Source organism: Conyzicola nivalis, from assembly GCF_014639655.1.
GTDB lineage: Bacteria > Actinomycetota > Actinomycetes > Actinomycetales > Microbacteriaceae > Conyzicola > Conyzicola nivalis.
Map to the genome: position 1 here is coordinate 2,636,342 of NZ_BMGB01000001.1, position 19,691 is coordinate 2,656,032.

The 19,691-nt window shown below is 68.8% G+C and carries 23 protein-coding genes; 14 read left to right on the top strand and 9 right to left on the bottom strand.

Annotation, left to right across the window (positions count from 1 at the left end; translation table 11 throughout):
- Nucleotide 1: 1 nt before the first annotated feature.
- The 4 genes from IEV96_RS13100 to IEV96_RS13115 are packed head-to-tail and all read right to left on the bottom strand — an operon-like array spanning nucleotide 2 to nucleotide 4,133.
- Complete coding sequence (locus IEV96_RS13100; protein WP_229733312.1) at nucleotides 2-1,249, bottom strand: MFS transporter; 1,248 nt, start codon at nucleotides 1,247-1,249, stop codon at nucleotides 2-4.
- Between the two features lie 12 nt (nucleotides 1,250-1,261).
- Nucleotides 1,262-1,927 (bottom strand): hypothetical protein, encoded by a 666-nt coding sequence (locus tag IEV96_RS13105; protein WP_188511002.1) that lies wholly within the window; start codon nucleotides 1,925-1,927, stop codon nucleotides 1,262-1,264.
- On the bottom strand, nucleotides 1,924-2,556 hold the full coding sequence (locus IEV96_RS13110; protein WP_229733313.1) for an acyltransferase: 633 nt from the start codon (nucleotides 2,554-2,556) through the stop codon (nucleotides 1,924-1,926). The genes IEV96_RS13105 and IEV96_RS13110 overlap by 4 nt, the downstream gene beginning before the upstream one ends.
- Nucleotides 2,556-4,133: a sugar transferase gene (locus tag IEV96_RS13115; RefSeq protein ID WP_188511003.1), complete on the bottom strand. Its 1,578-nt coding sequence runs from the start codon at nucleotides 4,131-4,133 to the stop codon at nucleotides 2,556-2,558. Before IEV96_RS13115 ends, IEV96_RS13110 begins: the two co-directional genes overlap by 1 nt.
- Before the next feature lie 335 nt (nucleotides 4,134-4,468).
- Between IEV96_RS13115 and ypfJ the strand changes: the two genes are divergently transcribed.
- On the top strand, nucleotides 4,469-5,323 hold the full coding sequence (ypfJ, locus tag IEV96_RS13120; protein WP_188511004.1) for a KPN_02809 family neutral zinc metallopeptidase: 855 nt from the start codon (nucleotides 4,469-4,471) through the stop codon (nucleotides 5,321-5,323).
- 7 nt (nucleotides 5,324-5,330) lie between these two features.
- Here ypfJ and IEV96_RS13125 read toward each other — a convergent pair whose 3' ends face one another.
- From IEV96_RS13125 to IEV96_RS13145, 5 genes are all read right to left on the bottom strand, one after another.
- The gene (locus tag IEV96_RS13125; protein WP_188511005.1) at nucleotides 5,331-5,555 is read right to left on the bottom strand and encodes a hypothetical protein; all 225 of its coding nucleotides are present in this window, start codon (nucleotides 5,553-5,555) and stop codon (nucleotides 5,331-5,333) included.
- Nucleotides 5,556-5,665: 110 nt separating this feature from the next.
- Nucleotides 5,666-6,052: a flagellar assembly protein FliW gene (fliW, locus tag IEV96_RS13130; RefSeq protein WP_188511006.1), complete on the bottom strand. Its 387-nt coding sequence runs from the start codon at nucleotides 6,050-6,052 to the stop codon at nucleotides 5,666-5,668.
- Nucleotides 6,049-6,930: a flagellar hook-associated protein FlgL gene (flgL, locus tag IEV96_RS13135; protein ID WP_188511007.1), complete on the bottom strand. Its 882-nt coding sequence runs from the start codon at nucleotides 6,928-6,930 to the stop codon at nucleotides 6,049-6,051. Before flgL ends, fliW begins: the two co-directional genes overlap by 4 nt.
- 3 nt (nucleotides 6,931-6,933) lie before the next feature.
- On the bottom strand, nucleotides 6,934-8,358 hold the full coding sequence (gene flgK / locus IEV96_RS13140; protein WP_188511008.1) for a flagellar hook-associated protein FlgK: 1,425 nt from the start codon (nucleotides 8,356-8,358) through the stop codon (nucleotides 6,934-6,936).
- A gap of 9 nt (nucleotides 8,359-8,367) precedes the next feature.
- A complete protein-coding gene (locus IEV96_RS13145) occupies nucleotides 8,368-8,853 on the bottom strand; it encodes a flagellar protein FlgN (protein WP_188511009.1) in 486 nt (161 codons plus the stop codon).
- A gap of 379 nt (nucleotides 8,854-9,232) precedes the next feature.
- Here IEV96_RS13145 and IEV96_RS13150 point away from each other — a divergent pair, with 379 nt between their 5' ends.
- The 13 genes from IEV96_RS13150 (at nucleotide 9,233) to IEV96_RS13210 (ending at nucleotide 19,690) form a co-directional block, all read left to right on the top strand.
- The gene (locus IEV96_RS13150; protein ID WP_188511010.1) at nucleotides 9,233-10,045 is read left to right on the top strand and encodes a sigma-70 family RNA polymerase sigma factor; all 813 of its coding nucleotides are present in this window, start codon (nucleotides 9,233-9,235) and stop codon (nucleotides 10,043-10,045) included.
- A gap of 83 nt (nucleotides 10,046-10,128) precedes the next feature.
- A complete protein-coding gene (locus IEV96_RS13155) occupies nucleotides 10,129-11,322 on the top strand; it encodes a flagellin N-terminal helical domain-containing protein (protein WP_308419485.1) in 1,194 nt (397 codons plus the stop codon).
- 123 nt (nucleotides 11,323-11,445) lie between these two features.
- Nucleotides 11,446-12,828, top strand: coding sequence for a flagellar filament capping protein FliD (gene fliD / locus IEV96_RS13160; RefSeq protein WP_188511012.1), 1,383 nt, complete (start codon nucleotides 11,446-11,448; stop codon nucleotides 12,826-12,828).
- 2 nt (nucleotides 12,829-12,830) lie between these two features.
- On the top strand, nucleotides 12,831-13,274 hold the full coding sequence (fliS, locus tag IEV96_RS13165) for a flagellar export chaperone FliS (RefSeq protein WP_188511013.1): 444 nt from the start codon (nucleotides 12,831-12,833) through the stop codon (nucleotides 13,272-13,274).
- Entirely contained in the window at nucleotides 13,267-13,575 is a 309-nt protein-coding gene (locus IEV96_RS13170) for a hypothetical protein (protein WP_188511014.1), read from the top strand. The genes fliS and IEV96_RS13170 overlap by 8 nt, the downstream gene beginning before the upstream one ends.
- 126 nt (nucleotides 13,576-13,701) lie before the next feature.
- Nucleotides 13,702-14,043 carry a flagellar basal body rod protein FlgB gene (locus IEV96_RS13175; RefSeq protein ID WP_188511015.1) on the top strand — a complete coding sequence of 114 codons (342 nt, stop codon included), beginning with the start codon at nucleotides 13,702-13,704 and terminating at the stop codon, nucleotides 14,041-14,043.
- Nucleotides 14,043-14,435, top strand: a complete 393-nt coding sequence (locus IEV96_RS13180; RefSeq protein ID WP_188511016.1) for a flagellar basal body rod protein FlgC — start codon at nucleotides 14,043-14,045, stop codon at nucleotides 14,433-14,435. The genes IEV96_RS13175 and IEV96_RS13180 overlap by 1 nt, the downstream gene beginning before the upstream one ends.
- Nucleotides 14,435-14,740 carry a flagellar hook-basal body complex protein FliE gene (gene fliE, locus IEV96_RS13185; protein WP_188511017.1) on the top strand — a complete coding sequence of 102 codons (306 nt, stop codon included), beginning with the start codon at nucleotides 14,435-14,437 and terminating at the stop codon, nucleotides 14,738-14,740. Before IEV96_RS13180 ends, fliE begins: the two co-directional genes overlap by 1 nt.
- Nucleotides 14,740-16,335, top strand: a complete 1,596-nt coding sequence (gene fliF, locus IEV96_RS13190) for a flagellar basal-body MS-ring/collar protein FliF (protein ID WP_188511018.1) — start codon at nucleotides 14,740-14,742, stop codon at nucleotides 16,333-16,335. The genes fliE and fliF overlap by 1 nt, the downstream gene beginning before the upstream one ends.
- Nucleotides 16,332-17,354, top strand: a complete 1,023-nt coding sequence (gene fliG / locus IEV96_RS13195) for a flagellar motor switch protein FliG (protein WP_268235596.1) — start codon at nucleotides 16,332-16,334, stop codon at nucleotides 17,352-17,354. Before fliF ends, fliG begins: the two co-directional genes overlap by 4 nt.
- The gene (locus IEV96_RS13200) at nucleotides 17,344-17,952 is read left to right on the top strand and encodes a FliH/SctL family protein (protein WP_188511019.1); all 609 of its coding nucleotides are present in this window, start codon (nucleotides 17,344-17,346) and stop codon (nucleotides 17,950-17,952) included. Before fliG ends, IEV96_RS13200 begins: the two co-directional genes overlap by 11 nt.
- Nucleotides 17,949-19,265 (top strand): FliI/YscN family ATPase, encoded by a 1,317-nt coding sequence (locus tag IEV96_RS13205; protein ID WP_188511020.1) that lies wholly within the window; start codon nucleotides 17,949-17,951, stop codon nucleotides 19,263-19,265. The genes IEV96_RS13200 and IEV96_RS13205 overlap by 4 nt, the downstream gene beginning before the upstream one ends.
- On the top strand, nucleotides 19,265-19,690 hold the full coding sequence (locus IEV96_RS13210; RefSeq protein ID WP_188511021.1) for a flagellar FliJ family protein: 426 nt from the start codon (nucleotides 19,265-19,267) through the stop codon (nucleotides 19,688-19,690). Before IEV96_RS13205 ends, IEV96_RS13210 begins: the two co-directional genes overlap by 1 nt.
- The last annotated feature ends 1 nt before the right edge of the window (nucleotide 19,691 follow it).

The following is a 19,691-nucleotide window of genomic DNA, read 5'->3' on the forward strand; positions in this document are numbered from 1 at the left end:
GTCATTCGTTCACCGCGACCCGCGTGAGCGGGCGGATCAGCACGAGGAGCGCGGGGATCGCGGCGGCCAGTGCGGCGGCGACTATCACGACGGCGAGCTCGCGGCCGGCCGCGAACCAGAGTATTCCGAAGGCGGTGGAGCCGATGAGCCGACCGATAGCGACGACCGTCTGCGCGGCGGCTATGCCCGTCGCGCGGCTCTCGGGCGGGCAGACCTCGCCGGCGAGCGCCGCGAGCACACCATCGGTCGCCGCGTAGAAGGCGCCGAGCAGTACGAGGCAGACGATCGTGACCGCGGCGCCGCCGACGGGGAGGGCGGCGCAGGCGTAGGCGGCGAGCAGCGCGACATGGCCGAGGACGAACACGCGGGCGCGGCCGAACCGGTCGGCGAACCGGCCGAGGGGAACGGCGAAGATGAAGAATGCGACGTTCGTGCCGACGTACAGCAGCGGGAACCACTGGGCGGCGAACGGGCTGCGGTCCTGCAGCACGAGGTAGATGAAGCCGTCGCCGACGGTGAGCACCGCGAGAATGCCGGCGGTGAGGATGAGGCGGCGCAGTCGCGGCTCGGCGAGCGAACCCCAGCGGAACGGCTGTCGCGCCTCGCCGGCGGCGACGCTCTCCCGGCGCGGGCGGCGGGCGGGAACCACGAGCCCCAGGATGACGACTCCCACGACCGCGAAGCCGAGCGATACGATGAAGACGAGGTGGTAGCCGGTCGGCACGAAGAAGAGGATGAGGAAGGCGAGCAGCGGGCCTCCCGCCGCCCCGATCGTGTCGAGCATGCGGTGCACCCCGAAGGACTTGCCCAGGTTGGACGGTTCGGACGAGGCGGTGATGAGGGCGTCGCGTGGGGCGGTGCGCACGCCCTTGCCCAGCCGGTCGAGCGCGATCACCGAGGCGATGCCGGCGAAACCGCTCACGAAGAGCAGCCCGACCTTCGTTACTGCGGAGACCGCGTAGCCGAAGAACGCCACCCACTTCGGGTTGTCGGTGCGGTCGGAGGCCCAGCCGCCGCCGATCCTCACGATCGCGCTCACTCCCTGATAGATGCCGTCGATGAAGCCGTAGGCGATCATCGACAGGCCCATCGCGCCCGTGATGTAGAGGGGGAGGATCGACGCGACCGATTCGGAGGAGACGTCGGTGAGCATGCTGACCACGCCCAGGGTGATCACGACCGAGGAGACACGGGCGGCCGGCGCTCCCGTCTTCGACCGGTCGCCCCGTTGGGGAAGAGAGATGTACACCCGCGCCGCCGCTCAGGGAGCCACGGTGATCGCGCCGAAGAGCGAGTAGCGGGCGCCGTCACCGTCGGGCCGCACGGTGAGCGTGACACTGCCGTCGCCGAGCGCGAATACGGTGCCGGTCGAACCGCCGACGGACGGCGCGGTCACCCCCTGCAACGAGAGGGCGGCGAAGACGGTGCGGTAGTACTCGGTCACCTGGGCGGGCGACTGCGTCGTTGTGGCCTCGAGAGTCGCCTGGACCCTGCCCTCGCTCGAGCTCACCGACGACGCGACCAGCGTGGAGGGTTCGGCGATCGGGATCAGGTCGGGAAATCCGGCCACGAGCTTCTTGCGCGCCGCCGCGTCCACCGGCACGCCGCCGGTCAACAGCGGAGCCAGTGCGTCGGGCGCCGGCTGACGTCCGTCATCCGGCGCGGTGGCCTCCACCTCGGTCGTCGTGCGGGGACCGACGGGCAGCGGCGCCGGCTCGAAGGGCACGGGCTGCAGTGGGTCGCCGTCTTCCGGTGCGGATGACGCGTCGTCGCCCGCCTTGCCCGTGGGCGCGGCCACGCCGGGCATCGGCGTGCTCGCGGGTGTGGGCAGCACGGTGTAGGTCACGGCGATCACGGAGATGACTCCGGCCAGCACGAGGCCGGCCACCACGAATCGGCGGAGTGCGGAGGGCGAGGGCGGCTTCATCGGGGAGAGAGCACCCCCTCGTGCTCGACGTAGCGCTCACCCGTGCGTGGGCAGACGAACCCGCCGTCGTCGGTCGGGACGAGGGGCAGGCCGGCGCGGCCGACCCACCCGGTCTGGCGGGCGGGCACCCCGACGACGACCGCGAAGTCGGGGACGTTCTTGGTCACCACCGAACCCGCGGCGACGAGCGCGTACCGGCCGATCGTGATCGGGGCCACGCACACGGCGCGCGCGCCGATCGAAGCGCCGGTGCGCACGGTGACGCCGACGGCCTCCCAGTCGTCGTTCGTCTGCCGGCTGCCGTCGAGGTTGATGGCGCGCGGGTAGCTGTCGTTGGTGAAGACGACCGCCGGTCCCACGAAGACGCCGTCTTCGAGCAGGGCGGGTTCGTAGATGAGCGCGTAGTTCTGGATTTTGCAGTTGCGCCCGACGATCACCCCCGGCCCGATGTAGACGCCGCGGCCCACGATGCACCCCGAGCTGATCTGGGCATACTCGCGGATCTGAGCGAGATGCCAGACCAGGCTGTCCGGCCCCACCTTGGCGCGGGGGTCGACGTCGGCCGTCGTGGCGATGCGGGCAGGCAATTCGTCGTCGTGCATCACGCGGTGCTCCTCGACGCCGGTCATCAGTAGGCGCCGACCGGGGCTGCGACGACCTTAACCGTGCGCCAGAGGATGATCAGGTCGCCCATCAGCGACCAGTTCTCGACGTAGTACAGGTCGAGGCGCACGCTGTCTTCCCAACTGAGGTTGGAACGGCCGTTGACCTGCCACATGCCGGTCAGGCCCGGCTTGATGTAGAGCCGGCGGTGGACGTGGTCCTCGTAGGTGCTCACCTCGCTCGCGAGCGGCGGCCGGGGGCCGACCAGGCTCATGTCGCCCATCAGCACGTTCCACAGCTGGGGCAGCTCGTCGAGGGAGTACTTGCGGAGGGTGCGTCCGAGTCTGGTGACCCTCGGGTCGTTCTTCATCTTGAACAGCACGCCGTTGCCCTCGCTCTTGGCAACCAACGCCCCGAGCTGTGTGGGCGCCGACGCGTTCATCGAGCGGAACTTCAGGATGCGGAACAGCTCGCCGCCGCGTCCCACGCGCTCCTGCGCGAAGAACGACGGCCCGTCGCTGTCGAGGCGGATCAGCAGCGCGATCACCGCGAACACGGGGCTGAGGAAGAGCAGTGCGGTACCGGCGATCACGATGTCCATGGCGCGCTTAGCGACGTGCTTGGCGCCGTCGAACTGCGGGATCTCGACGTGGAGCAGCGGGAGCCCCTCCACCGGGCGGAAGTGAATGCGCGGGCCGGCGACGTTCGCGAGGCTGGTCGCCAGAATGAGGTCGGCCGTCGCCCCCTCGAGCTGCCAGGCGAGATCGTGGATGTACTCGCTGCCGCCGTTCGGATGCCCCGCGACGACGACCCCGTCGACCGCGAGCGTGCGGGCGAACTCCGCGGCGCGCGACATTCCCGCGAGCACCATGACATCCCCGAGCACGCCGGCCGTGCCGACCGGATCCTCCTCTTCGACCACCGCGCCGACGACCGAGTAGGCCGCCCCGGAACCGGCACGGATCTGCGCGACGACGTTCGCGACATCCGAGGTCTTTCCGATCACGATGACGCGGGAGAGCGCGTGGCCGGCGCGCTGCTGGGTCGTGAGCCACTGCCGCCAGAGCCACCGGCTGAGCAGGAGCCCGAAGAACCCGGCCGGGAACGCCAGGATGAAGAACCAGCGGGCCGTGTCCGCCTGGAAGACCAGGAAGACGATCGCGAGCAGCCCGAAGGTCGTTGTGCTCGCGTGGGCGACGCGTTTGTACTCCCCCGCCCCGACGCCGATGATGCGCAGGTCGCGGGTGCGGAACGCGGCGAGGCCGGCCCACCAAGCGAGCGCGACCAGCAGCGCCATCGACCCGAACCGCGACCCCGTCGGGGTGGCAAGCGATTCGAGGGCCGCCGACCCGAACCGGGCGAGGTAGGCCGCCACCACGACGGCGGCGATCACGGCCGCGTCGGTGATGCGCAGCCGGGCGCGGTAGCCGCCGGCCCAGCGCGCACCACTCGCGACGGTCGCTGTCTGCTGTGTCGGAGCGAGTGTCTCGGGCTGTGCCTGGTCACCCCCGCCGCGCCGGGGCGCCGCGGATCGTGATCCATGGGGGTGGTGCTGGAGCGCTATACGCCGCGAGCGGCTTCGGGAAAGCGCGAATTCGACCATGCTGAGCCTGCAATTCCGGGAAAATTGTACGACTGAGAGCACCGTGGGTGGCGGCGCTCGTGGTGCAATCCCGCAACAGCCTCGACTGGGTATGGGTCGAGTTCGGGTGCCGTCGCGGGAGGGTTTTCGGGTTGGGTAAGCGGGTATGACGTGCCCCCTTGGGGGGTAACGCCACGACGCTATTCCCCCCGCCTCCGGCCCCCATATCCCCCCTTCGGGGGGCAGCCATGGGGGGTCGGGTTGTGCTTGAGTGTCCAGTTAGGAAACGCGATTATTCGTCGTGGACAGAATTGCAAGGTTCGTCATCAGACGCCCGCATTCGCTAGCGTTGCGGAATGACGTTCAACGACAACGCCAAGATCAATTCGGGCAGAACCCGCCGCCGTGGCCGCACGGGCGGCATCGTCGCGGGCGGCGGTGTGGTCGGCGTGGTCGCGCTGTTCCTGCTCTCGCAACTGCTCGGGGTCGACCTGACCGGCCTGGCCGGAGGGGGCGGCGCGCAGAACGGCAGCGACGAGTCGATCGCCAACTGCGAGACGGGCGCCGACGCGAATGCCGGTGGCGACTGCCGGCTCGCGAGCGCGGGCGACTCAATCGACACCTATTGGGCGGGCGAGCTGCCCGACTACCGGCCCACGGATGTCGTTCTATTCACGGATCAGACGGACACCGGATGCGGCGGCGCCACCAGTGCCGTCGGACCCTTCTATTGCCCCGCCGACGAGACCATCTACATCGACACGTCGTTCTTCGACGAACTGAGCACGCGGTTCGGTGCCTCGGGCGGACCGCTCGCCGAGATGTACGTCCTGGCCCACGAGTGGGGCCACCACATCCAGAACATCAGCGGCATGATGGAGGGACTCGACCTGCAGACCACCGGTCCGCAGTCCGATGGCGTGCGCCTCGAGGTGCAGGCCGACTGCTACGCCGGAGCGTGGGCGGGCGAGGCGTCGACGGTACCCGACGACAGCGGAACCCCGTTCCTGGAGGAGATCACGAGCGAGCAGCTCGCTCAAGCGCTGAGCGCCGCGGCCGCTGTGGGCGACGACCGCATCCAGGGTTCGGCCGGTGGCGGCGTGAACCCCGAGACCTGGACGCACGGTTCGAGCGAACAGCGCCAGCAGTGGTTCACGACCGGCTTCGAGGGCGGCCCCGCCGCGTGCGACACGTTCGGAGCCGCCCTCTAGCCCGTCCCTAGAGGCTGACTTCCAGCGCGTGCTGCGCCTCCTCCACGGTGCCGAAGGTGCCGAGCGATTTGGCGAGCCTCGTCGTCGAGGCGAATCCGCTGCCCCACCGGGCTTCGACTATTCCCACGAACTCACCGTCGCGCCGGGCGACCCAGAGTCCGGACTGTTCCGCCACCCACACAATCGCGGGGGCCGTGACCGTCGAGTTCTTGCGATTTATGACCGTGCTCATAGCAATCTCCCTCCATTGGGCTCGTGCGTGACACGAGACTAGCCCGCTGTCGCGGGAGGGGAGAAGGGTCTGTCGCCGGATGCGCCGATGTGCGTCGCCGGGCGGCGGACTCAGGCGGCGCGGCGGGCGGTGAGCTCGGCGCGCAGCGGGAAGTCCTGGCCGTCGAGGATGATCTGCGCGCTCACTCCGCTCGACGCGTTGACCACGATCGGGGCGAGCAGGTTCATGGTCGTGCCGTCGGCGTCGGGGTTGGCCACGACCAGCACGAGGGCGTCTTCGGCCGCGTGCACGTCGAGCGCCACACAGTCTTCGTCGGAGATGATCGGCGCGTAGTCGGGCAGGTACACCGAGGCGTCAAGGACGAAGAGGCGGATGGCCGAGTCGGTGCGCGACTGCAGTGCGAAGAGGCCGTCGGCCCCGTCGATCTGGCTGAGGAGGAAGTCGACGTGGGGTGCGAGTCCGTGCGGGGGAGTCGTGAAGGTCAGTGCTGCGGTCATGAGAGGAAATCCATCAGTGAGGGCTGGAGGGCGCGGGCGGTCACGGCGAGGGCGGCTTGGTAGCTCACCTCTTGGGCTTTGAGGTCGAGGATGGCCTTGCCGAGGTCGACGTCTTCGATCTCGGCACGCTGCGCCTCGAGCGAGACCGATTCACTCATGTTTGCCCCTTGTGCTTTGAGCACCTGCGCCTGACGGGCGCCGACGGTGCCGCGTTGGCCGGAAATCGTGGACACCCGCGCGTCGATCTCGGTGATACGCGTTCCCACGTTCACCCCCGATCGCAGGTCGGCGACGATGTTGTCGACAAGTGCGAACACCGAGTCGTCGCCGACACCGAACGTGTCCGCGCCGTTCGCATCGACGCGGATGGAGGTCGTTTCGCTGATGCGACGTTCCACCGGACTGCCGGTTCCGGTGAAAGTCAGGTCCGCGTTGAAAGCGACTCCGGCATCGGAGTTGCCGGCGAAGACCGTGCGGCCCAGATACTTGGTGTTCGCGGTGGTCATGAGCTCGGCGCGCAAGCTCTCGAGCTCGACCGCGATCGCCTCCTTCTGCGTCGCCGACAGCGCGCCGTCGTTGGCGCCTTGCACGGTCAGGTCTCGAACGCGCTTCATGATGTCGCCGGTCTGGCCGAGGGCCGTGTCGACGACGCTCATCCAGGAGTTGCCGTCGCTGATGTTGCGGGAGAACTGCGCGACAGCGTTCTGGGCGGAACGAACGCGGATCGAGTCGGCGGTACCGGCCGGGTCGTCGGAGGGGACGCCGATGCGCTTGAGGCTCGAGGCCGATTCCTGGAGTTTCCCCAGTGTGCCGAGGCTGAGTTGCAGGTTGCGCTGCGCGGCGACCGCGAGGCCCTGGTTGGTGACGCGATTGATCACGGGCTATCTCCCCACAAGACCGGTGCGGTTGATGAGCGTGTCGAGCATTTCGTCCACGGCGGTCAAGACGCGGGCCGCGCCGTTGTAGGCGGTCTGGAACATCTGCAGGTTCAGCTGCTCCTCGTCCATGTCGACGGCGGAGTTGGCGAGCTGGTTGCCGACGGCGGCCTTGGTCGACAGGTCGGCGAGGTTCGACTGCTGCATGCCGGACTTGGCGGCGGTGCCGATGCTCGTGACGATGGCGGACCACATGGTGTCCGGGGCGTCTTTGTCGGACTTGATCTTGGCGATCGCGGCGGCGATCGAGCCGTCTTTTCCGCCGGCGCCGGGGGCTGCATAGGCGATCCCCTTCACGTCGGTGGGGATCACGGTGAGGCCGAGAGCGGCCGGACCGGTGAGCGGCAGGGCGAAGAAGTCGCCTCCGGGCGAACCGTCTGCGCGCACGCCCCCGTTGTGGACCGCGTTGATCTTTGTGGCGAGGAACGTGGCGAATTCGTTGTAGTCGGCGGCCGCTTCGGCGAGCGCTCCACCCGTGCCCGCGGCGTTGGCACCCGACAGGCTCGACAGCGCACCGGCGATCTCGCCGCCGTCGACGCTTACGGGTACGTCGGGCCGACCGACCCAGTTCAGTTTCACAGGGTCGCCCACGGCGCCGGCGAGGGCGGTGGTTCCGGTCACCTCGAGGGCGTACGACCGGTCGCCGGACACGAGCGCGTTGCCGCCGAGGAGCACTTCGGCGGTCCCGTCGGGAAGATTGCGCAAGGTCGCGCCGCTGAGCGTTGCCATCGTGGTGGTGAGAGCGTTGCGCTGGTCGATGTACTCGTTTGCCGACCCGCCCGCGTTCAGCGTGGAGCGGATGAGCCCGTTCAGGGCCGCGACCTGGCCCGCAGCATCGTTGAGTTCGGTGACGAGTCCGGACGTCTCGGTGCGCAGTTGATCCCACTGGTTGGTAACGGCGGTGTAGCCGTCGGAGATCTGGGTGACCAGCGCACCGGACTGCTGCAGGAGAACCGCGGCCGCTGCGGGGTCACCCGCCTTGTTGCCCATGTCGCTCCAGGCCGCCCAGACATTGCTGAGCTGCTTGGAAATACCGTTGTCACCCGGCTCGTGCAGCGACGTCTGCAGGGTGCTGAGCACATTGGCGCGCACACCCCAGTAGCCGCTCGACGCCGTGGTCGAGCGCACCTTCGCGTCGAGGAAGCTATCGCCGAGGCGCTGGATCGTGGTCACCGCCACGCCCTGGCCCACCTTGACCTGCCCGGTGAGCCGGCCGACCTGGGCGAGCGAGCCCGCAGCCTCCTGCACGGCCCGTTGGCGCGTGTACCCGGTCGTGTTGACATTAACGATGTTCTGGCCGGAGACGTCGATCCCGTGTCGGGCGGCCACCAGCCCGCTGTAGGCGGTGTTCAGTCCGCTGAAGGTGCTCATCGGGGGTCCTTAAAGATTCAGGTCGAACATACGGGCGGTTGCCAGAGAGTTTTCGGTGACGCCCTTGGCGTCGTAGGTGCCGCTCGCCGAACCGTCGTGCGCGAGCGCTTCCTGCGTGGAGCGGATGGCGACGCGCAGGTACTGCACGTTGAGGTCGCGCAGCTCCTGGATCTCACGGGTCAGTTCGGTCATTGCCACGAGGTGGGCGGTCAGGATGTCCCGCCAGGTGTCATCCGTCGAGTGCACGGTGAGTTCGCGCAGCGTCGAATTCTCGTCGACGCCCCAGTCTTCGGCGAGACTCGACACCTCGATCGAGCGCGCGAGGCCGGCGTTGCGCAGCTTCTGCATCACCTGCTCGACCTCTTGCGTCGCGTACTGCAGCCAGCGGGCCTTGCCCGACGTCAGCAGCAGCTGTTCTTCGGTCAGCTTGAAGACGAGCAGCTCGAGCAGTTCACGCTCGCGCCACAGCGACGCCGACAGTTCATGCGTACCCATGACGGAATACCCTCTCTGCCTGCTTCGCGATACACCGCCAGTACGGATGTCGAGTGATCCCGGGTTCGCGTCATCAGGAACTTTCGGCAAGGGTAACCCGCCGGTTAGGAAGAATCTCGGGAAACTTCCGCTAGATCCCGGGATTAAGGGGCGAAACGCGTGAAACCAGTTCGGGGGATACCCCTTTGGGGGTGCCCCGGTTTGGGGGCGGACAGAGGTTGAGGGTTTCTCCCACCCCGCCGATAGAGTCGCAAATACCCGAATAAAGCGCGTGTTTACCCTGGCCCGCGAAGCATCACATTACGTCCAGAAACTTCGATGTTGCGTGCCAATACGCGTGCGTCGAGCAATGCCAGAAACCGCTGACGGGGGTCACGCTGTGGAACGACACGAACGCAACGCGCTGGTGGTGGAGAACCTACCGCTCGTCGGATATCTCGTATCCGAGGTGTGGGCGAAAGCCCGCCACCTCTCTCGCGACGACCTGGCCTCGGCCGGCGCCCTCGCCCTAGTCACCTCGGCGGACTCGTTCCGGCCCGAGCTCGGCATCCCGTTCGGCGCCTTCGCCCGCCGTCGCATCGTCGGCGCCTTCGCCGACGAGATGCGTTCGGAAGACTGGGCCAGCCGCGGCGCCCGTCGTCGCATCAAAGAGACCCTCGCGGTGCAGGACACCCTGACGGCCGCGCTCGGCCGCAAGCCCAAGGTCGATGAGGTCGCCGCCGCGATGGGGGTCGACCGCGAATCCGCGGCGGCCGGGATGGCGGACGCCGCCCGCGTCGTCGTCGCCCTCGACGAGACCGTCGCCGAGGCCCTCGTCGCCGAGGCCGCCCTGCCGGAAGAGACGCTGCTCTCCGCCGAGCGGCTCGCCTACCTGCACTCCGCGGTCGACGCCCTGCCCGAGAAGATGCGGGTCGTCATCGAGGCGATCTACTTCGACGACAAGACGGTGAAAGACATCGCGGAAGAATCGGGCACGACCCACTCCGCCGTCTCGCAGCTGCGCTCCGAGGCCGTGCGGCTGCTGCGCGACGGGCTCGAGACGCACTACTCCGACGGGGCCGCCGAGTACACGCCGGTCTCCCGCGTCGCCGTCTCCAGCCGAAGCGCGTACCTCGCCAGGATGGCGGAGCACGCCATGGCCACGTCGGTGCGCGACCGCGGCGTCGTGCACACGGAAGCCGCGGCATCCTGAGCCTGTAAAAAAAGATTTATCGCCCGCCTAACGCCATCAGGCGGGCGGCCGATAGCTAGAAGTATCAGCCCATGGATGGGCCGATGCACTCAAACCCAATCACGGAGGAAAACATCATGGGTATGCAGATCAACACCAACATTTCGGCACTCAACTCGTACCGGAACCTCTCCAACACGCAGAACGACCTGTCGAAGTCGCTGGAGAAGCTTTCCAGCGGCCTCCGCATCAACCGCGCAGCGGACGATGCAGCCGGTCTCGCCATCTCCGAGGGTCTGCGCTCGCAGGTCTCCGGCCTCAAGGTCGCCGCCCGCAACGCTCAGGATGGCATCTCCGTCATCCAGACCGCTGAAGGTGGACTCACCGAGACCACGTCGATCCTCCAGCGTCTTCGCGACCTCGCTGTTCAGGCCGGTAACGACTCGAACAACGCCGACTCGCGCGCCGCGATCAGCACGGAAGCAAACGCTCTCGTGTCGGAGCTCGACCGCATCTCGAAGTCGACCAACTTCAACGGCATCAACCTGCTCGACGGTTCGGCCGGAACTCTCAAGTTCCAGGTCGGCGCTGACGGCGACGCCAGCAGCCAGATCGGCGTCAGCCTGACGTCGGCCAACGTCGCAACGGTCGCCAGCGCGCTGAGCGTCGGCAACACCGGCACGACCTTCGCCTCCAACACGGCCACCGCCCTGCTCGCCACCGGCGCGCAGGCGTTCACCTTCACCGAGGGAACCACGACGAGCCTCGTCACGGTCAACTTCGCGGGTGCGGCCGGAACGCTGAAGACGGTCGACGACGTGGCAGCGAAGCTGAACGCCGACGCCGGCTTCTCGGCCAAGGCTGTCGCGAGCGTCACCTACGACGCTGCCGGAGTTGCCAACGGCATCAACGTGAAGTCGCTCACCGGTGGAACCGTCGCCGTCGCCGACCCCGGCACCGGCTTCTCGGCCGCAGGCACCGCCGGTACGACGGGAGCGCTGAGCTTCACGACCGCTGCCGGCGCACAGTCGGCGATCACGCTGCTCGACGCGCAGATCAAGAACATCTCGTCGGCTCGCGCCGACCTGGGTGCTTCGCAGAACCGCTTCGAGTCGACGATCAACTCGCTCAACGTCTCGGCGGAGAACCTCACCGCTGCGGAGTCGCGTATCCGCGACACCGACATGGCGAGCGAGATGGTCAACTACACCCGCGCGAACATCCTGTCGCAGGCCGGTACCGCCATGCTCGCGCAGGCGAACCAGTCCAACCAGGGCGTTCTGCAGCTCCTCGGCTAGTCCGACCGGGTAACAACCAACGCCCGGCGGTTCTCCGAAGAGAACTGGACGTCTTGAACGAGCGCCGCCGGGCGTTTCCCGTACCACCACAAACTTTCTTACCGCCAGCGAAGGAGAACGGCTATGGCATCGATCAGCCTCCCGGGCCTAGCGAGCGGACTCAATTCCGCAGAACTCATCAGCTCGCTGCTCGCGATCGACGCCCAGTCGCAGACGCTGATCAGAAACAAGGCGATCGTCGCAACCACGTCGGTGAGCGCGCTCCGCGGCCTCAACAGCCAGGTAGCCGCCCTCGGCACCCTCGCGACCGCGACGGCCAAGGCCGGCGGCCTCGACTTCTTCTCGGCTAGCTCCAATTCGGCGGCCGTCACCGCCACAGCGTCATCCGGGGCGTCGAACGGCACCATCGACATCGTGGTCGGCAAGCTGGCTCAGGCCCAGTCGGGTGTTACCGCCGCGATGACCGCGTGGACCGGTTCCCCGTCGATCACCATTGTCGGCGCCGACGGCAAGACCACCGGCATCTCGCCCGCATCGGCCTCCCTCGACGACGTCGTGACGGCGATCAACGCCTCCGCGGCAGGCGTGACCGCGACCAAAGTCGCCTCGGGAACCGACGCCGGCGGAGCCACCCAGTACCGGCTGCAACTGAGCGGCAAGGAAACGGGTGCGGCCGGCTCGTTCACCGTCTACGCGGGTACGGAGGCGGATGTCGCCGCCGGTACCGCCACGAACGTGCTCGCCCAACCCGGCGCCGCGACCATCCGCCTCGCGCAGGACTCCTCCGTGACGCTCTGGGCGGGAACCGCGGCGGAGCAGGTCATCACGTCGAAGAGCAACACCTTCGCCGACCTGCTCCCCGGAGTCTCCGTGACCGTCTCCGGTGTCTCGACCACCCCGGTCACCGTCTCCGTCGCCCGAGATACCGCGAAGACGAGTGCCGCGGCCGCCAAACTCGTGAGCGACCTCAACGCCACTCTGGCCTACATCTCGATCCGCACCGTCTCGACGGCGAGTACCGATGCCGAGGGGAAGCCCGTGCTTTCGGGAGGGGCTTTCACGGGAGACAGCACGACCCGCGACGTGACGAAGAAACTGTTGGACGCGGCATCCGCCCCCGTCGGCGGCCGCTCGCCCTCCGAATTCGGTATTTCGATCACCAAGACCGGCACCATGGAGTTCAACGCGGAGAAGTTCGACGCCGCGTTCGCGAAAGACCCGGTCGGCACGCAGAAGGTCGTGGCCGAGATCGCCTCGCGGATCGCCACCGCCGCCACCAACGCGTCCGACAAGACCACCGGCACCATCACCACCAAGATCACCGGCGAGCAGACCACCATCGACCAGCTCACAAAAGAGGTGGCCAAGTGGGACGACCGGCTCGCGACGCGGAAAACCAACCTGGAACGCTACTACGCGGCGTTCGAGGTGAGCATGGGCAACCTGAACGCCCAGATGACCTGGCTGACTTCCCAAGTAGATGCACTGAAGGCCTCGAAGGACTGATCATGACCATGTACGCGAATGCCCAGCAGCAGCGCAACCGGTACGCCGCGGACGCCGTCATGTCGGCCTCCCCCGCCCGGCTGCTCACCATGCTCTACGACCGCCTGCTGCTCGATCTGAGTCGAGCCGAGTCGGCCCACGAGACCGGTTCGTGGTCCGTGGCATCCGACAACCTGCTGCACGCGCAAGACATCATCACCGAGCTGACGTCGTCGCTCAAGCCCGAACTCTGGGACGGCGGGGATCGCCTGCTCGCCCTGTACAACTATGTGTCGGGCGCACTCATCGACGCGAACGTCAAGCGCGATACAGCCCGCATCCGCGAGAGCATCGGTCTGCTCGAGCCGCTGCGTCAGGCCTGGCACGAGGCGGCGGCAGAACTCGTCGTGTCGCAGCCGGCCGCGCCGCGTGCGGCCGCGGCGGGCGGGATGCTGGGCGTTGCCTGATCCCGCCGAGTACGCGAGCTGGACCGCGGCGCTCGCCGACTTGCACGCCTACGCACGAGCGGCACGCGACCCCGATTCGACAGCGGATGACGCGACCACCGCCATTTGGACGCCGCCGATCCACCTCGGTCCGCTGCCCGTAGAGCTCCGCGAACGCGCGGAGAGTCTGCTCGCCGAACAGCGGGTTTCCGCGCGCACCCTCGACGAGCTGCACCGCGTGACCGGCCGGCACCTCTCCGCGGTGCGCGCCGTGCCGCAGCTCGCCGACCGCCAGTCGGTCTACCTCGACGTCACGGGCTGAGGATTTAGCCGCGCTCTCCTAACGGGAGGCCGTGGGCAGCCGATAGCTAGTCGGTGAGAGCACGGATTGCTCACCATCAGGCCACGGATCGGCCACTTCGTTTCTTGTAATGAGAAGACGGACAAAGTGCTCGAATCTGTGACCTCCGCTGCACTGAGCAGCGCGCTCGACGGCCTGGCCCTGCGCCAGCGCGCGATCGCGAGCAACATCGCGAACGTCAACACCCCCGGCTACACGGCGAAGCGCGTGCTCTTCGAAGACGCCCTCGCCAAGTCGGTCGAGAACGGCGACGGCGACGTCACGGCGGTCACCGCGCGCGCGCTCGAGCCCACGCGCCTCGACGGCAACAACGTCAACCTCGACACCGAGACCCTGTCCAACGTCGACACCGTGCTGCGCTTCCAGTTCGCCAGCCAGGCCATCGGCGGCCAGTTCACCGCACTGCGCACGGCGATGAGGACCAACTGATGACTTTCGACGCGATCGGCATCGCGAGCACCGGCATGACACTGCACCGCAAGTGGCTCGACTCGGTCTCCGACAACCTGTCCAACATCAACACCGTCAAGGCCACGACCGACGACGCGTTCCAGGCCCGCTATGTCGTCGCCCAGGAGGGCGAGGGCACCTCCGGCGTCTACGTGCAGGGCGCCGCCTTCGGTTCCGCCGAGGGCCGCCTCGTGCACGAGCCCGACCACCCGCTCGCCGACGCCGACGGCTACGTGCGTTACCCCGACATCGACCTCGCCTCGCAGATGGGCCAGCTGATCATGGCCCAGCGTGGCTACCAAGCCAGCGCAGCGGTCGTCGACCGCGCGAAGGAAAGCTACCAGGCCGCCCTCCAGATCGGACGCAACTGATGGACCCGCTCGCAATCTCCCCGGTGCAGGGCACGACAGGCACCGGCTACCTTCCCAGCGTCGGAGGGGTGCAGTCCACCGACGGCTCCGGCTTCGCCAGCTCGCTCACCGGCGCCGTCGAGAACGTGCAGCAGTTGCAGGACGCCTCGAGCGACCTCGCGATCAAGGCCGTCACGGGCGACCTCGAAGACATCCACAACGCGACGATCGCGTCGTCGCGTGCCGCCGTCACCCTCGAACTCGTCGCCGCCGTGCGTAACAAGGGCGTCGACGCGTTCACCGAGATCATGAGGATGCAGGCCTGATGCCCCGCCAAGTCACCTCCGCGTTCCGCAACTTCGCGAACGCCGTCCGCGAATTCACCGTCGCACAGCGCACCGTCGCGATCATCGGCATCGCCGTGCTCGCGCTCGGCATCATCGCCTTGGGCATGTGGGCGACGAAGCCGTCGTACACCCCGCTCTTCTCCGGTCTCAGCGGGGAGGACGCCAACACCCTGGTCGAGCAGCTGCGCGGCGAGGGCGTCCCCTACGAACTCTCCAACGGCGGCGCCACGATCATGGTGCCGGAGGAGAACGTCTACGACCAGCGTCTCAAGGCCGCGGCCGCGGGCCTCCCCTCGTCGACGACGGGCGGCTACTCGCTGCTCGACTCGATGGGGGTCACCGCCTCGGAGTTCCAGCAGGACGTGACCTACAAGCGTGCCCTCGAGGGCGAGCTCGCCAAGACCATCTCGGCGCTCGAAGGCGTCAAGACGGCCTCGGTGCGCCTCGCCATCCCCGAGGAGACGGTCTTCGTCTCGGAGAAGAACGACCCGACCGCGTCGGTGTTCGTGGAGACCCAGAGCGGTGTCACCCTCACCTCCGACCAGGTGCAGGCCATCGTGCACCTCACGAGCGCCTCGATCGACGGCATGGACCCGACCGACGTCGCCGTGGTCGACTCCGACGGTTCCGTGCTCTCCGCCGTGGGTGAGGGCGCTACCGGCGGTGCCGACCAGCAGGTCTCCGACTACGAGGCGGGCATCCGCGCCTCGGTGCAGTCGATGCTCGACAAGATGGTCGGCGCCGGCAACGCGACCGTGGTGGTCGCGGCCGACATGAGCCGCGAATCGGCCGAGCGGGTGGAAGAAACTTTCACCTCGCCCGAAGACCCGCTCGCCCTCAGCGAGTCGGCGACGGTCGACAGCACCGGGGCCGGCGGCCAGACCGCGGCCGGCGTGCTCGGACCGGACAACATCGCGGTTCCGGGAACCGCCGAGGCCGCCGACGGCGAGACGAGCTCGAGCCTGACGCGCAACAACGCGGTGAACAAGGTCACCGAATCCACCAGCATCCCGGCGGGCGTGCTCACGCGCAAGACCATCTCGGTGGCGCTGAACCAGGGCGCGGCTAAGGGACTGAACATGGCCGGTGTCACCGACCTGGTGGCCACCGCCGCGGGCATCGACGAGGAGCGCGGAGACGTCGTCACCGTCGAGGTCGTGCCGTTCAACGGGGCGGGAGCCGCGGAGGCCACCGAGGCGCTCGCCGCAGCGGCCGCAGAGGCGGAAGCCGACCGCTTCGCCGACCTCATCCGCACCGCCGTCATCGCACTCGCGATCGCGCTGCCCATCATCGTCGCCCTCGCGATCTTCGCCGCCCGGTCGAAGCGCCGCAAGCAGGACATCGAGGAGGCCGCCGACCTCGCCGACCTGCGTTCGATCCTCAACGACACGCAGCCGACGGCCGCGCTCACCACCCCCGCCTACACGGCGATCCCGACGGTTCCCACGTCGCCGCTGCTCATCGAGCCGAACGCGATCGACCGCACCCGCGCCGAGATCGACGCGCTCGCCGCGCAGGACCCGCACCGCGCCGCTGAGTTCCTGCGCGGCCTGATGGACGGCCAGCGCGCGTGACTGACGTCGCCGCCGCCCTGAGCGGAACCCAGAAGGTCGCGGTCGTGCTCATGAGCATGGACCAGGAGGCCGCCGCCGGGGTGATGAAGCAGTTCACCGAGGCGGAGGCCGAGGAGATTGCCGGCGAGATCATCAAGCTGCGCCGCGTCGAATCCAGCGTGGCCGACGAGGTCATGACCGAGTACCTCGACCTCACCGTGAAGGGCGGCTGGAGCTCGCGCGGCGGCAAGGACTTCGCCAACAGCCTGCTCGAGGCCAGCTTCGGCGCCGAGCGCGCCGGCGACCTGATGAACCGCGTCGCCTCCAACATGGCCGGCAAGGCCTTCGAGTTTCTCGACAGCGTCGAGTCGGGCCAGATCGTGACCCTGATGGACGGCGAACTGCCGCAGACCATCGCCCTCGTTCTCGCGCACATGCGCCCCGACCACGCCGCGCCGGTGCTCGCGGCCCTCGACGACGACGTGCGCAGCGAGGTCGCCCAGAGCATCGGCATGATGGGGACCGCGATCCCCGAGGCGGTGCGGATCGTCGCCGACACTCTCAAGCTGCGCGCGGGTGCCGTCGTGTCATCCGGCGAATCCATGGACGTCGTGGGCGGCATCCAACCGCTCGTCGAGATCATCAACCGGGCCGACATCTCCACCGAGAAGGCCCTGCTCGAACGGCTCGACGAGATCGACCCCGAGCTCGCCGAAGAGGTGCGCTCGCGCATGCTCACCTTCGCCGACATCGTGAAGCTCGAGCGTCGCGACGTGCAGCAGGTGCTGCGCGGCATCGACACCGCGGTGCTCGCGGTCGCCATGAAGGGCACCACCGAGGCCGTCACCGAGGTCATCAAGACCAACCTCTCCGAGCGCAACCGGGAGCTGCTCGACGACGAGACAAAGTCGCTCGGCCCCGTGCGCGCCTCGCAGGTGGAGGAGGCCCGCGCGGAGGTCGTGCGTGCCATCCGCGACCTCGAGGCACAGGGCAGCATCACCGTGCAGCGCGGCAGCGACGAGGACGAATATGTCCAGTGAGACCGGGTTCTCGACCCTGAGCTATCCCGCCCTGCGCAGCGTCGCGGGCGAGACCCGCGACGACAGCGCACGCATCGCCGGGCACGCCGCCGGCTACGCGGCCGGGCTGCGCGAGGCGGAAGAGCGCGTGGCCGCTCGCATCGCCGAGCTCGAGGCGGAGACCGCGGCGTCGATCGCCCACGGCCGGGCGAGGATCGACCTTGCCGTAGCCGTGCTCGATTCCGCCGCCGCCGCCCTCGACGCCCGCACGGTGCCGGTGCTCGAGGCCGCAGGCGGCGCGCTCGCCGAGGGCGCCCTGCAGATCGCGGAGGCCGTGATCGGCTCGGAGTTCGCCGACGGAGCGGTTGCCGCGCGTTCCGCGCTGCACCGCGCTCTCGACTCCGTCGACGTCGGGCTGGTGCGCACCGTGCGCCTGAACCCGACCGACCTCGCGACCCTCGGCCCCGAGGTGCTCGCGGCGACCGGCGTGACGTTCACCCCCGACCCGACCCTGGCCCGCGGCGACGCCGTGACCGAGTTCCCCGACGGCTACCTTGACGCGCGAATCGGCACCGCCGTCGCGCGCGTGAAGACGGCCATCGAGGAGGCACGGTCGTGACCACACTGCTGCCGCCCGCCCTCCGCACCGCCGTGGGCGCCGGGCGTCCGCAGCGCGTCGGGATCGTGTCATCCATTCTGGGTCTCGGCGTCGAGGTGACGGGTCTCGACTGCGCGATCGGCGACCTCGTGACGATCGGCGACGACGCGTCCGTCGTGGCCGAGGTGATCGCCACCGGCCGCAACGGACTGCGCTGCATGCCTCTCAACCGGCTCACCGGCATCAGCGCCGGCGCGCCGGTCCGTGCCCAAGGCGCCCCCGTTCTCGTTCCCACCGGCGCCGGTCTCTTCGGCCGGGTCGTCGACGGCCTCGGCCGCCCGATCGACGGCAAGGGTCCCCTCATCGTCGACGGCTACGTGCCGATCGACAACGAGAGCCCGTCGGCGATGGACCGCGCGCGCATCGACACCCCGCTGCAGCTCGGCGTGCGCGTGCTCGACACGCTCACCACCGTCGGCCGCGGGCAGCGCATGGGCCTGTTCGCCGGCTCCGGCGTGGGCAAGTCGTCGCTGCTCTCGATGATCGCAAGGGGCACGGATGCCGAGGTGTCGGTCATCGCGCTGGTCGGCGAGCGGGGTCGCGAAGTGCGCGAATTCCTCGAAGACGACCTCGGGCCCGAGGGCCTCGCCCGCTCGATCGTGGTCGTCTCCACCTCCGACGAACCGGCCATGATGCGCCTGCGCGCGGCCTTCCTCGCCACCCGCATCGCCGAGTCGTTCCGCGACCGCGGCGCGCACGTGATGCTCATGATGGACTCGCTGACCCGCGTGGCCATGGCCCAGCGCGAGATCGGGCTCTCCGTCGGCGAACCGCCGGCGACCCGCGGCTACCCGCCGTCGACCTTCTCGCTGCTCGCCCAGCTGCTCGAACGCGCGGGCACCGGTGCCGTCGGCAGCGTCACCGGCATCTACACGGTGCTCGTCGACGGCGACGACCACAACGAGCCGATCGCCGACTCCGCGCGCTCGATCCTCGACGGGCACGTCGTACTCGACCGCAAGCTCGCCGTCTCGGGACACTTCCCCTCGGTCGACCCGCTCGGCTCGATCTCGCGCGTCGCCTCCCGCGTCAACACCGCCGAGCACACCGAGGTGGCCTCCCAGCTGCGCCGCGTGCTCGCCGCCCGCAAATCGGCGCAGGATCTGCTCGACATCGGCGCGTACCAGCCCGGCGCGAACCCGCTGGTCGATGCCGCCGTGTCGTTCGAGGCCGACATCAACCAGTTTTTGCAGCAGCGCATGACCGACCAGTCGAGCGTCGTCGACGCGTGGGCGCAGCTCACCCGCCTCACCCGAGCGTTCGGGGCCAGCTAATGGCCGGCCCGTTCCGCCTCGCCGGACTGCTCCGCCTGCGCCAGGTGCAGCAGGATCAGGCCGCGAGCGACCTCGCCGTCGCGAACGCCCGCGCCCGCGAGAACGCCGCCAGGCAGAACCGCACCCGCGCGGCCCTCGGCGGATCCGGTGCCGAGGCGACGAGCAGCAACGTGCTCTACGCCATCGCGGCCGCGCGTTCTTCGTCGCGCAGCATGCTCGCCGAACTCGAGGCCGTCGACCAGCGCAACCAGACGACCGTCGCCGAGGCGGCCGCCGCGTACGCCGCGGCGCGCGCCCGGTCGCTCGGGCTGGAGAAGCTCGAAGCGCGCCACATCGAGAACCGCAACGCCGACGACGTGGCCGCGCAGCAGGCCGTGGTCGACGAGATCGCGACCAACGGTCCGAAGAGTGGAGACCCGCAGTGAC

Bases quoted from the DNA above. Each gene is read 5' to 3' on its own strand.
- IEV96_RS13155 (WP_308419485.1), top strand. From the start codon at position 10,129: ATGCACTCAAACCCAATCACGGAGGAAAACATCATGGGTATGCAGATC.
- IEV96_RS13180 (WP_188511016.1), top strand. From the start codon at position 14,043: ATGACTTTCGACGCGATCGGCATCGCGAGCACCGGCATGACACTGCAC.
- IEV96_RS13105 (WP_188511002.1), bottom strand. From the start codon at position 1,927: ATGAAGCCGCCCTCGCCCTCCGCACTCCGCCGATTCGTGGTGGCCGGC.
- IEV96_RS13145 (WP_188511009.1), bottom strand. From the start codon at position 8,853: ATGGGTACGCATGAACTGTCGGCGTCGCTGTGGCGCGAGCGTGAACTG.
- IEV96_RS13115 (WP_188511003.1), bottom strand. From the start codon at position 4,133: ATGGTCGAATTCGCGCTTTCCCGAAGCCGCTCGCGGCGTATAGCGCTC.
- fliE (WP_188511017.1), top strand. From the start codon at position 14,435: ATGGACCCGCTCGCAATCTCCCCGGTGCAGGGCACGACAGGCACCGGC.
- flgK (WP_188511008.1), bottom strand. From the start codon at position 8,358: ATGAGCACCTTCAGCGGACTGAACACCGCCTACAGCGGGCTGGTGGCC.
- IEV96_RS13200 (WP_188511019.1), top strand. From the start codon at position 17,344: ATGTCCAGTGAGACCGGGTTCTCGACCCTGAGCTATCCCGCCCTGCGC.
- fliW (WP_188511006.1), bottom strand. From the start codon at position 6,052: ATGACCGCAGCACTGACCTTCACGACTCCCCCGCACGGACTCGCACCC.
- fliS (WP_188511013.1), top strand. From the start codon at position 12,831: ATGACCATGTACGCGAATGCCCAGCAGCAGCGCAACCGGTACGCCGCG.
- fliD (WP_188511012.1), top strand. From the start codon at position 11,446: ATGGCATCGATCAGCCTCCCGGGCCTAGCGAGCGGACTCAATTCCGCA.
- IEV96_RS13125 (WP_188511005.1), bottom strand. From the start codon at position 5,555: ATGAGCACGGTCATAAATCGCAAGAACTCGACGGTCACGGCCCCCGCG.
- ypfJ (WP_188511004.1), top strand. From the start codon at position 4,469: ATGACGTTCAACGACAACGCCAAGATCAATTCGGGCAGAACCCGCCGC.
- fliF (WP_188511018.1), top strand. From the start codon at position 14,740: ATGCCCCGCCAAGTCACCTCCGCGTTCCGCAACTTCGCGAACGCCGTC.
- IEV96_RS13110 (WP_229733313.1), bottom strand. From the start codon at position 2,556: ATGACCGGCGTCGAGGAGCACCGCGTGATGCACGACGACGAATTGCCT.
- IEV96_RS13210 (WP_188511021.1), top strand. From the start codon at position 19,265: ATGGCCGGCCCGTTCCGCCTCGCCGGACTGCTCCGCCTGCGCCAGGTG.